Source organism: Ekhidna sp., from assembly GCF_965221965.1.
Classification (GTDB): domain Bacteria; phylum Bacteroidota; class Bacteroidia; order Cytophagales; family Cyclobacteriaceae; genus Ekhidna.
Genome location: NZ_OZ244926.1, coordinates 741,979 through 753,830, shown reverse-complemented (window position 1 = coordinate 753,830; position 11,852 = coordinate 741,979). Strand labels below are relative to the sequence as shown.

The 11,852-nt window shown below is 42.5% G+C and carries 12 protein-coding genes; 6 read left to right on the top strand and 6 right to left on the bottom strand.

The annotated features are described in order from the left end of the window. Positions 1-32 precede the first annotated feature (32 nt). Positions 33-563 carry a hypothetical protein gene (locus ACOQON_RS03785; protein ID WP_420577593.1) on the top strand — a complete coding sequence of 177 codons (531 nt, stop codon included), beginning with the start codon at positions 33-35 and terminating at the stop codon, positions 561-563. A 3-nt stretch (positions 564-566) separates the two neighbouring features. Further along, on the top strand, positions 567-770 hold the full coding sequence (locus ACOQON_RS03780; protein ID WP_420577592.1) for a helix-turn-helix domain-containing protein: 204 nt from the start codon (positions 567-569) through the stop codon (positions 768-770). 1 nt (position 771) lies between these two features. On the opposite strand, the gene ACOQON_RS03775 is transcribed toward ACOQON_RS03780, so the two are convergent. After that, positions 772-4,215: a pyruvate carboxylase gene (locus ACOQON_RS03775; protein WP_420577591.1), complete on the bottom strand. Its 3,444-nt coding sequence runs from the start codon at positions 4,213-4,215 to the stop codon at positions 772-774. Positions 4,216-4,308: 93 nt separating this feature from the next. Between ACOQON_RS03775 and ACOQON_RS03770 the strand changes: the two genes are divergently transcribed. Together ACOQON_RS03770 and ACOQON_RS03765 are read left to right on the top strand one after the other, a co-directional pair. Then, a complete protein-coding gene (locus ACOQON_RS03770) occupies positions 4,309-4,794 on the top strand; it encodes a MarR family winged helix-turn-helix transcriptional regulator (RefSeq protein ID WP_420577590.1) in 486 nt (161 codons plus the stop codon). Beyond that, positions 4,787-6,235 (top strand): pyridoxal phosphate-dependent decarboxylase family protein, encoded by a 1,449-nt coding sequence (locus tag ACOQON_RS03765; protein WP_420577589.1) that lies wholly within the window; start codon positions 4,787-4,789, stop codon positions 6,233-6,235. Before ACOQON_RS03770 ends, ACOQON_RS03765 begins: the two co-directional genes overlap by 8 nt. 58 nt (positions 6,236-6,293) lie before the next feature. Here ACOQON_RS03765 and ACOQON_RS03760 read toward each other — a convergent pair whose 3' ends face one another. From ACOQON_RS03760 to ACOQON_RS03745, 4 genes are all read right to left on the bottom strand, one after another. Next, entirely contained in the window at positions 6,294-7,409 is a 1,116-nt protein-coding gene (locus tag ACOQON_RS03760; RefSeq protein ID WP_420577588.1) for an MBL fold metallo-hydrolase, read from the bottom strand. Then, positions 7,366-7,968: a hypothetical protein gene (locus ACOQON_RS03755; RefSeq protein ID WP_420577587.1), complete on the bottom strand. Its 603-nt coding sequence runs from the start codon at positions 7,966-7,968 to the stop codon at positions 7,366-7,368. Before ACOQON_RS03755 ends, ACOQON_RS03760 begins: the two co-directional genes overlap by 44 nt. After that, entirely contained in the window at positions 7,950-8,597 is a 648-nt protein-coding gene (locus ACOQON_RS03750) for a hypothetical protein (protein ID WP_420577586.1), read from the bottom strand. The genes ACOQON_RS03755 and ACOQON_RS03750 overlap by 19 nt, the downstream gene beginning before the upstream one ends. Positions 8,598-8,902: 305 nt before the next feature. After that, positions 8,903-9,307, bottom strand: a complete 405-nt coding sequence (locus ACOQON_RS03745; RefSeq protein WP_420577585.1) for a DUF2784 domain-containing protein — start codon at positions 9,305-9,307, stop codon at positions 8,903-8,905. A 278-nt stretch (positions 9,308-9,585) separates the two neighbouring features. Here ACOQON_RS03745 and ACOQON_RS03740 point away from each other — a divergent pair, with 278 nt between their 5' ends. Then, positions 9,586-9,987, top strand: a complete 402-nt coding sequence (locus ACOQON_RS03740; RefSeq protein ID WP_420577584.1) for a DUF6326 family protein — start codon at positions 9,586-9,588, stop codon at positions 9,985-9,987. Between the two features lie 185 nt (positions 9,988-10,172). On the opposite strand, the gene ACOQON_RS03735 is transcribed toward ACOQON_RS03740, so the two are convergent. Continuing rightward, complete coding sequence (locus tag ACOQON_RS03735; protein ID WP_420577583.1) at positions 10,173-10,748, bottom strand: hypothetical protein; 576 nt, start codon at positions 10,746-10,748, stop codon at positions 10,173-10,175. A gap of 233 nt (positions 10,749-10,981) precedes the next feature. Here ACOQON_RS03735 and ACOQON_RS03730 point away from each other — a divergent pair, with 233 nt between their 5' ends. Next, on the top strand, positions 10,982-11,851 hold the full coding sequence (locus tag ACOQON_RS03730) for a TolB family protein (protein WP_420577582.1): 870 nt from the start codon (positions 10,982-10,984) through the stop codon (positions 11,849-11,851). Position 11,852: the final 1 nt, after the last annotated feature.

The following is an 11,852-nucleotide window of genomic DNA, read 5'->3' as shown; positions in this document are numbered from 1 at the left end:
AATTATATAATTGCATTAATAAATTGGCAATTATGAATAATAACATCTTAAAACTAGCAACCTTTGCCGCCCGATTCATTCTATTAATAGATGTCTTATTTGGAGCCTTGTTTGTTTTCCTAATGATCGCCCGGCCACTGCAATTAGAGTTCTTAGAATATATTAGTATCGAAGGTGGTAATATCATCCGATTTGGAAAAAGTACATCACCCTGGGAAATCCCTCTCAGTGAGTACAATGGCTTCTTTTTTTACTCAAGATGCATCAAAGCATTAATTATCGCGGGCATTTTGTATCGAATCATTCAGGTAGCCATTCGAATCATTCAATCCATTTCCAATCTGGATACTTTTCGAATCGAAAATGTTAAGTCCTTTAGACTGATGGGAAAATTATTCTTGATTTGGTTTGCACTGGACATCATCTCGCTTCACCCAAGCTTGAGCGGCTCGATTGTTGAACTGTCGACGAATCTCGTTTTCTGGGCGTTGATATGTTTTGTGCTTGCTGAGATATTTTCAGAAGGCAACAAATTGATGGAGGATAATAAATTAACGATCTAAGCCATGCCAATCATTGTAAACCTAGACGTCATGATGGCGAAGCGAAAAGTTCGCTCCAAGGACCTGGCTCAGCAATTAGGCATTACTGAAGCTAATCTGTCTATACTAAAAACAGGTAAAGCGAAAGCAATACGATTTACCACCTTGGAGTCACTTTGTGAGGCACTCGATTGTCAGCCGGGTGACCTGCTGGAGTATCAGGAATAACTCACCCTATCTCAACCACCAAATCATCCTGCTGCACTAACTCACCAGCATTGAGGTGAATCTTTTTGATTGTGCCAGAAACTGAGGAAGAAACAGTGGTTTCCATCTTCATGGCTTCAATCACAAAGAGCACATCATCTTTTTTCACTTTGTCCCCTTCTTTCACTTTTACCTCAGCGATCTTGCCCTGAAGCGGAGAACCAATTTCATTATCCGTTTCTGCTTTTCTGTTAGACACTTTCTGAACGGCCACCTTTTTGTCTCGTACTTGAATTCTCCTTGTCTGTCCATTCAATTTGAAAGAAACGGTCCGCATTCCTTCTTCATCCGGCTCTGTGATGTAGCCCATCTCGATGATGATACTCTTCCCTTTTGCAATCTCTACAATCACCTCTTCTCCCCTTTTCATCCCATAAAAAAAGACCGGTGTAGGTAGGTGACTCACCTCGTCATAATCCTGAATGTGCTGGTAGTATTCCTTGAAAACCTTCGGATACAATTTGTATGACAAGAAATCATCAAAATCCGTCAGAGGAAACTCCTTTTGAAAAGCAGCAAACTCCTTATCGAAATCCACCGGATCCATGTTGTCATTTGCTCTTCCGCTCAGCGGCTTCTGGTTTTTCAGAATGAGCTTGCTTATTTCGGCAGGAAAACCACCATGTGGCTGACCTAGCTCTCCCCTAAAGAAACCGACTACCGACTCAGGAAAGGACAGTGAAGCTCCTTTTTCAAAAATGTCTTCGGCACTCAAATCATTAGCGGTCATAAACATTGCCATGTCCCCTACCACTTTAGAAGAAGGCGTTACTTTGACAATATCTCCAAACAGGTCATTGACAATGGCATAGTTCTTTTTGATCGTTTCAAACTTATGCTCCAATCCCAGCGCAATGGCCTGTGGACGTAGATTGGAATACTGCCCTCCCGGAATTTCGTGTTCATATACCTCAGCCGTTCCAGCTTTCAATCCGGACTCAAACGGGTAATAGAATTCCCTCACATCCTCAAAATAAGTCGAATGAGCATTCAGCGAATCGAGGTTCATTTCCCTTCCTCGCTCATGGTATTTCATTGACGCTACTAACGAATTGAAATTTGGCTGTGAAGTCAGTCCCGACATGGACGCCAGCGCAACATCTACAATATCGACTCCTGCCTCAATGGCTTTGAGATACATCGCAGATTGGATGGACGAGGTATCATGAGTGTGTAAATGAATCGGAAGATCGACAGCCTTCTTAAGTTCGGTAACCAAAAGCTGTGCGCTATATGGTTTCAACAAACCAGCCATATCCTTGATCGCCAACATATGCGCACCGGCATCTTCCAGCTGCTTTGCCATGTCCAGGTAGTACTGCAGGGTGTACTTTTTCTGCTCATTGTCCTGAAGCTCACCTGTATAACAGATACATGCTTCTGCTAATGACTCGGTTCGTTCACGTACCGCCTTAATGCTGGTTTTCATGTTATCGATCCAGTTGAGTGAATCGAAAATGCGGAAGATATCCATGCCATTTTCAGCCGTTCGCTCGATGAATCTTTCAATCAGGTTATCCGGATAGGCGGTATACCCCACGCCATTTGAACCACGAAGCAGCATTTGAAAAAGAATATTGGGAACTGCCTCTCGCAACCGCTGGAGCCGTGTCCAGGGACTTTCTTTCAGGAAGCGCATGGATACATCGAACGTTGCTCCTCCCCACATCTCCATGGAAAACACTTCCGGGTTTTGCTGGGCATAGCTGTGAGCCACCTTCAGCATGTCCTCCGTTCTAAACCGGGTTGCCAGCAACGACTGGTGTGCATCCCGCCAGGTCGTGTCGGTGTAGTGGATTTTTGGATCGTCTTTGATTGATTGAACAAACTTCTCTCTACCTAATTTCTTAAGCTGGTCACGTGTGCCCTCCGGAATGGATACTCCTTTCTGGTAAACAGGAATCTTCGGAACTCTAAATGTTCGGTTCGGATCGAAGGTCTTCACATCCGGACTGCCATTCACAGATATCTCTCCTATGTAATTCAGGGTTTTGGTTCCCCTATCAAAACTTTTCTTTATTTTGAATAATTCAGGGTGACTATCAATGAAACCGACCGTGGCTTTTCCATTGAAAAAGTCTTCCGTGTAGATCACATTCTCAAGGAAACCAATATTGGTTTTCACTCCACGCACCCTAAATTCTCTCAGGGCACGGTGCAGCCGCTGAGTGCTTCCCTTTAGCGTTCTCCCTTTGGCCGTTACTTTTACCAGAAGTGAATCAAAAAATGGCGAAATCTTTACTCCATTGTAGACATTACCTGCATCCAGTCGAATACCAAAACCACCGGCACTTCGATATGCGATGATCGTGCCGTAATCAGGTTTAAAGCCATTTTCCGGATCTTCTGTCGTTACGCGACACTGAATGGCAAAGCCTCTCACCTGAATATCTTCCTGCGACTGAATGAATATCTGTGGATGCGATAGCTTGCACCCTGCTGCTATGAGAATCTGGGTTCTCACAATATCTATACCGGTGACCTCCTCTGTGACGGTGTGCTCCACCTGCACCCGTGGGTTCACTTCGATGAAGTAAATGTTTTCATTCGGGTCAACCAGAAACTCCACTGTCCCTGCATTGTTGTAGTTGACCTGCCGGGCAATCTTTAACGCATATTCGTATAGCTTTTCCCTGGTGGCATCCTGCAAACCATAGCTTGGAGCTACCTCTACCACTTTCTGAAACCTCCGCTGTACCGAGCAGTCCCGTTCATGTAAGTGCACGATATTTCCGTGATTGTCAGCGAGAATCTGAACTTCAATGTGTTTGGGATTCTCCACATACTTTTCCAGAAAGACCGTATCATCCCCGAACGCTTTACCGGCTTCTGATCTTGCCTCATTGTAAGACTTAATAAGCGCTTTCTCGTCCCTAACCACACGCATGCCTCGTCCTCCTCCTCCGGCGGAAGCTTTAAATATCACCGGATATCCAATCCGCTTTGCCTCGCTTTTAGCAAGCTCTTCACTTGATAATACTTTTTTGTTGTCTTCTATTACCGGAACTTCAGCCGCCCGAGCCACTTTTTTGGCCATCACTTTATCTCCAAGCTGAGACATGACCTCCGGATCAGGACCTACGAAAGTAATTCCCTCCTCTCTGCAACGTGTCGCAAACGTCACGTTCTCCGAGAGAAAACCATATCCGGGATGGATGGCGTCCACGCCATTCTCTTTGGCTACAGCGATGATCTCTTCAATGTCCAAATAAGGTTTCAAAGGTTCTTCGTCCGGTCCTATTTGATAGGCTTCATCCGCTTTGTACCGATGCAAAGAGTATCGATCCTCATAGGTGTAAATAGCCACTGAACGAATGTGAAGCTCAGATATGGCACGTAATACACGAATAGCAATCTCGCCCCGGTTGGCGACCATGATTTTCTTGAAGAACTTTTGATTTTCCATACCCCTGAAATTAACCAAATAGAAAGACATACTAAAAACAATGTAGACAACTACATTTATTTTTTCTATATTAGTGTAGTTAACTACATAAATATGAAGTACGATTTTGTCAATGAACTGGGATACCTGGGACTGGCCGTGCGACTCAAGCGTCTGAGCGACGCAATGGTGCACAGTGGCCGCCAGATGTACAAAGAACTGGGCATGGATATCGAACCTAATTGGTTTTTGATTTTCAAGCTGCTCAAAAAGTACCAGCAGCTTTCCGTTACCGAAATGGCCACAAAGCTGCACTTCTCCCACCCTTCCATCATCACCATGGTGGGTAAAATGGAAAAGGCCGGATACCTCCATGCCATCCAGGACAAAACCGATTCCAGAAAAAGACATTTTACCCTATCAGCGAAAGCAGAAGAAAGTCTTCCTCGATTTGAAAAAATATGGGCTGCTGGCATTGAAGGAACCAAAAAGCTTTTCCAACCGGACAGCCACTTCATGCATGAATTGGAATCCCTGGAGATCCAATACAGTCAAAAAGATTTTAAAACACGAACCCTAAACGAACTAGGCCATGAATAACTCACTAGACTTTTCCCCTGAACAGTTCCGGCAGCTACTCAATAAAACGTCTGATCTGGTCATTGATCAATACGCTGACTTGGAAAGCAAGAAAGCCTACCACTATTTCCCTCAGAAAGAGGTGGAGAGCTGGTTTGATGAGCCCCTGCCTACCGATGGCATGGAACCAGAAATGGTTCTTGATTTATTCAAAAAGCTGGTGATGGATACCGCCACCAACAATGTGGGTCCATACATGTATGCCTACGTAATGGCCGGTGGTTCGCAGATGTCGTTGCTTGCAGAAAAGCTCACTGCAACGATCAACCAGAATGCCGGAAAATGGCACCTTGGGCCTGCTGCCAGCGAAATAGAAAAGCGAGTGGTGCAATGGGCCGGGGAACTAACCTCCTTTGGAAAAGACTGTGGCGGGGTGATGGTCAGTGGTGGATCCGCCGCTAACCTGGCCGGTTTGACCGTAGCACGAAACTTCTTCTTTGAGAAAGAAAAGATCCGGGAAAAAGGCCTTTTCGGCATGAAGCCCTTTACGGTGTATGCCTCAACGGAAGTACATGGGTGTGTAGACAAAAGCTTGATGGAGTTGGGTATTGGCACCAACCAGTTGCGAAAGATTGAAGTCAATGATGACTTTACGATCAACCTGGAGGCACTGGAAAAAGCCATCGAAAGGGACCGGAAAGCCGGATACACGCCATTCTGCATTGTGGGGAATGCTGGCACGGTTAACACAGGAGCCATTGATGATCTGACTGCACTTGCTTCCATCGCACGGGAGAATGACCTCTGGTTTCACATCGATGGCGCCTATGGCGGGCTGCCGGCTTGTCTGAACTCCATCAAAGAGCAATACCGTGGCATTGAGCTGGCAGATTCGCTGGCCCTTGATTTTCACAAATGGATGTACCAAACGTTTGAAGCGGGCTGCTTGCTGGTAAAAGACTTCAGTATTTTGCAACGCACCTACTTCAAGCAGGCCAGCTACCTCGACACCCGGCTGGAAGATCAGGGCCGTACCAACTTCAACGAGCACTACTTTCAGCTGACCCGCAATGCCAAAGCGATCAAGGTGTGGATGAGCCTGAAAACCTATGGGATGAAAAAGCTCAGGAGGATGATCCAGAAGGACATTGACCTGGCGCATTACCTCGGTGAGCAAGTAGAAAAAGCTGCGGACTTTGAGCTGAAAAGCACCTCACACCTGGCTGTGACCTGCTTCAGGTATACGAATGGCCTGACCGATGAAACCGCCATTGATGAACTGAACAGAAAGCTGATCCCAGCCCTGGAAAAAGACGGACGGGTGTTTATCACCGGCACTACACTAAACGATCAGTTTGTGATCCGTGCCTGTCTGATCAACCACCGCATGCATGAAGAAACGGTGGATTATTTATTGGAGGTCGTGAGAGAGGTGGGGAAGGGAATTAGGTCAACTAAGTAAAAACAAAAAGTGTAGCTAGGAGTAGAACTCAAAATTTGAATTAACAATAAATTGTAAATCATTTCAAGCTTTTTGCGGACCCATGTAATTTGGTTTCCCATTTTGAGCCTTCGTTGGATTTTATAATAGATGATTTTACCATACCAAAATTGAACTTTATTTCACTTATGGTATTATTAAATTCCTTTATTGTTCGATCTGCAATTCTATCTCGTTTTTTAGGTTTCCTTCCAACAACGTAATCAGAGGTGATGAATAGATTCCTAGTTTTTCCTTTAAATAAGCTAATCATGTCATCTTTTGGTAGTGAGTTACCACCAAGTGTCCATGGTGTCATTGTGCCATTGAGTTCGTTATCAAATATCAAATCCCAAAATTCATTCGAATAGCCAGTTTTTGAGCCATGATGAGAAATCTTGAAATATTTAGGACTTGGATCTTTCACTAAGGTTTTTGAATTATCAAGTATTGCTGTCCACGCAGTTTTTCTGTTATTAGTGGTTTCTAAATCAGCTCCTAATATTGCAGTATGACTCTCAAGTTTTACCTGTAAGGCAGTTGAATAATGATTTGGGTTTTGAGCGTCAATGTCTTTGTTTAAGCCTTTTAAATCAACCAATATTTGACTTAAATATTGATCGAATTCGTTTAGACTTTCATCTGAAGGCGATAGGCTTATTATGCTATCTTTATCATTCTGATACAGAACCCTATCTGGGTAACTCATGACTGGACTCTCTCCTCTCTTTAGAAGAATATTATGACACTTTTCAAATTCTTTAGTACTTCGGGATGATGGTCTTTGAGAGTCAATTTTTATAGCGTAACAAAATTTTTCAAAGTCGTTTGCTTTAGAGCATGAAAATTCTGAATTAACTCCAAAGTTGAGCAGTTGGGATAGACCTTTTATATGGTCATCATGCCAATGAGTACAAATAATAAGCTTTAAATCTGACTCCTTTACATTATTCTCTTTAAGGTATTCAAGAGGTATTGATATTCCAGTATTCGGATTGATACAACTATCTACAGCGACCCAATCTCCATTTCCAAAATGTATCAATATTGCTTCACCGTAACCGCCACCTGTACCAAATAATATGATATCAGCAACTCCTGGCTTTGTTTGATCACTTAAACTTAATCTTGTTTGCAAATTCTTTACTCTGATCAATTAATGAATCCAGTTCAACCTCATCGAGTTCAACAAGCCTTTGAAATCTAATATTTGAAATTTTAGAAATTTGACCTCTTTCTACTTTCCTCTCAATTGTCCAATAGAAATTAGCCCCCTTCTTAATTAAGCTTCTATCATCAAAATCAACATCTTCAATCCCCAACTCAACTTGCTCATCAGTTCCCTTATTAGTTAAATCCTTTAATCTAGCAGTAAAAACTCCGTCCTTCACTTCTAAAACTGAGCCAAGCCACTTCTGAATAGTTCTGCGATGATTTCTAAAATAATCTTTCCTTAGATATTTTGGCCTTAGGTAATCAGGTCTTATTACTCCTAAATCTCCCTCTTCATCAAGCCCTATATTGGCCTCTTTTTCAGGCTGGCTATCAGCGGTTTCGTTCATCCTAGCGAGAGAATCTTTTTTAGAATAAAGGTTTGCTACTTGATTCTTTAAACTCTCAAGTAAATACTCATACCTATCACTTTCATCTCCCCTGTTGTAGTCTAGTTGGTCAACAACAGTTTGACCTGATTCACTCAGAATACTCTCTTCCATATTTCTTTTACTTTATCTACACTCTCATCTAAAGATCTTTTCCAATTTGAACCTAGAATTTCATTAGCCACAGATGTTCGGCTTTTCGACTCACTGTCAATATCATAGTGATCGTTAATATTAACTGAAACTCCTTTCCTCATTATTTCTGAGGGGGCTATTCTCAATCTATAGGTTCCATTTTTTATTTCATTATTCTGAAATTCCATCATTTCCAAGCTTAATAACTTGGGATCATCAAAAATATTTTCCCAATTATTCGTAGGAGTTAGACAGTCTCTAATTTGATCTCCTTGTTCATCCGTAATTTCATAATGATAAATATGATTAATGCCCAACCCATGCACATTGGATTCTCTTAAGAGACGATGAATGCCTATCATTAGTTCAACAACTACTTCAAACTTAGACTCAACGGCTGTCCTGATAAGAAGCTTATTTCTGGATACTTCAATAGATGCCCACTCAAGTTTAAATCTGGTGATTTCAGGATGGGTGATTTCAATTTCTGCAGCCTCTCCATCTCCCTCTTGAATGAGTTCTTTATGAACTAACCAATAGGGTTGAATCAATTGAGGTGAATAATTTCCCAAAAATGCAATACTGAATTCATAGAGGTTAGGATCCATTTATTGGCAAGCTTTTATTACGGAAATATAACATATTTAAGTGTAGACACTTGAAAATAGAATTATCGATAAGTAATTGATAGTCAATTCAATGTGCCAAATAAAGCGAAATGACCTATTAATAAACAAAAATACTAATTGAAAATAAACAATTGATTATCATTCTAACATGTGTTTTGCTATTTGTGTTTGACATTGACAATCTCATTTACGATAGGAGAAACAAAAAGGATTAGTAATCAATCCAGCTATTCGGGATTTGCAATCCCGAATCCATGGTTTTCGAATTACAAATTCGAAAAAAGCTACCTGAGCTTATGGGTTGGCTTACTTGCTCTCTTTACAAACCGGGAACGTAGATTCACATATCCGGCACACAAGACACTCAATATCAACCCGATTGCCGTGCCAATATCTACAAGTTTGCGGTCTAGATCCACTCCTGTGATTTTCTCCAGCATGTATTCCGTAAACGAGCTGGGAATATTTCGCTCTCCCAATTCATACTTGATGTCCCAGTGCCAGTCGGTGAGTGGACAGTAGCCAATCACTCCTTTGTATACCCCTATCCCCAGCCATGAAATCAAAATGAGCGCAATGACGATCAGGTGTGCTTTTCGTGTGGATTTGGGTGTCCACCCAAACAGGACGAATAACACCATCGCACTATGAAAAAAAGTTAGAAAGTAGTCTAAGAATGTGTTCACCATCTTAAAGATGCTAAGATGGTGCCAGAATTTGCACTATACTAGATGAAGATGCCGGATCAAGTCCGGCATGACAACTGATGATTACGTCATTCCGGTTTTGAAGGAAAGAGCATGTGGGTCGGTCAATACCGGAATCTTCACAGTATGAGATCCTGAATACCTCCTTTTCGGTCTCAGGAGTGACGTTCATGCAATAACCCCTGTATTCTCACCTCCACGCAACCTTTTTTATAGCACTGGCATCAAGATATCAGTAATCCTAAAACAACAAACCTAACATGCTAGACAATCCAAAAATCAATATCAAAATCAAACTATCTGCCTTATGGACCTCATTGGTATTCTGCTTTCTGTACGGAGACTATTTCGAGCTATACACTCCGGGTAAAGTAGACAGCCTGCTAACAGGCAACAATGTGCTGGACAGCCCCATGACACTACTTATCGCATCTGTCATTCTTGCCATCCCTTCGTTGATGGTGGCACTGTCTGTTTTACTCAACGCCAAACTGAACAGGATAATCAATATCTCTTTCGGCATACTATTTACGCTGATGATGCTATTGATTGGAATCAACTCGATGACTCCCTGGTATACTTTTTATGTATTCCTTGCTTTTTTGGAAAGCCTGATAACCATCTTTATCGTCTGGCTTGCCTGGAAGTGGCCAAGAGTTTGAGGTACGAAGGTGAAGCAATCTTCTCATTGTGAGATCGCTTCGCTGCACTCGCGATGACGTAAGGATTTTAACTCTTCGCTCGTTTAGCTTGTTGATGGCTGTTTGCAGCTCTCCCCACTAGCGCAAGCGTCTCGCTTGTGCTTTGCAATGAAGATGCCGGATCAAGTCCGGCATGACAACTTTATTTAGCTTCTTCGCTCGTTTAGCTTATTGATCGCGGTTTGCAGTTCGCGTTTCAGTTTTACCTGCTGCTCACGGGCTTTCGTTTTATGCTCTTCAAACTCTGCCAGAAGGGCTTCATGCTCCCGGCGGGTGCGGGTAGTTACACTGTTGCTGCGCATAAACATGAAATATGCAATCACAGCCAGCACCGCCAAAGCAATGATGATCACCCATACCATGATGTGATAACCCACTTTTGAAAAAGGTATACCCATAAAGTAGATGGTATCATTCAGTTCCAGGCTTTCATCCAGCTTAGACTGTACGTCGGACAACTCTGCGCGAGCCTGCTGTGCCAGTGCTTTCGCATCTTGGGTTTCTGATTGCAGTTGCTGAATTTTTCGCTGCTTTTGATTCAGCGAGTCTGCTACCTCTGACCAAAATGCATTCAGGTCTGTGCGGGGAATCACCTTATATTGTTCATAAGTCTCGGTGTTTTCCAGCATGTCGTCATACTTCTGCTTGAGGGATTGTGCAGACGAGGAAAAGGAGAAAAATAGTACAACACATGAACAAAGGGTGAGTGATAGGTTTTTCATAGGTCTATTTCTGGCTGATTTAGCTTAATCTCTTAACATGAAAGGGTAACGTCCTCGAATAGTAGAAAATTATTCAGGTTTCCCTTCCGGAACGCGAAACTAAAAAAGCCTTCCCCATTACTCATAGATTTTTTCACAAAAAACCATTCATAACCTAATTCACATCCTGTCACAACCCATTGGACGGATAGGGTTCGCTTACGTTAACATTGAGTCAACGAATGATTTTTTGTATGATAAAATTCACAAGACATTATCGAGCGAGTACACTATTCATCGGCTTATACCTATTTGTTTCACTGGCCTTCGCCCAATCGATCATTTACTCAGAGCTGCAAAATGGAAATTGGGAGCTCGTTCATCACAACGTGACTGAAAGTACCAGAAACGTATTATTCAGTTCGCCGGAGAAAGATTTTCAATCGGATTACTCGCAAAAAAACGGACTTCTGATTTTTGATTCGTACCGAGACAATAACACCCGAAACCTCTTTACTGCCAACCTTGAGAGCGACACCCCAAAACAAATCACTGACTTAGATAGTAGAGACGGACATCCGGTCTGGTCTTCGGATGGAACGATGGTCGCCTTCCAATCTATGCGAGATGGGAATCCGGAGGTATACCTGATGAAAAGTGATGGTTCTGAGGTACAAAGAGTGACAAAATCAGAGGGATTTGATGGAATTCCCAAATGGTCACCGGATCAAAAACATCTGGCATTTAATAGCTCAAGGTCGGGTAATCCGGGCATCTACCTCTATAACATAGAATCAAAGGAAGAACAACCGATTTTGGTGGATGACCATCGAAACTTTGTGCAGGATTGGCTTTCCAATACTTCGCTTTTGATTACCTCCACTGAGTCTGGCATGCAAAAACTTTACTCACTCGAATTGAGAACAATGGAAAAGACGCTTATCAACACTGTATATGAGGTAACATACGCCAGAACAAATGCGGATAAATCCAGCATTGTATTCACCTGCCTAGTGGAATCAGGTAAATCAGTTGTTTATATCAGGGACTTAGCTTCTGGTTCGGTCAAATCAGTAACAGACAATGCCACTGAAAGACGATTTCCAACATTTATCACGAACTAAT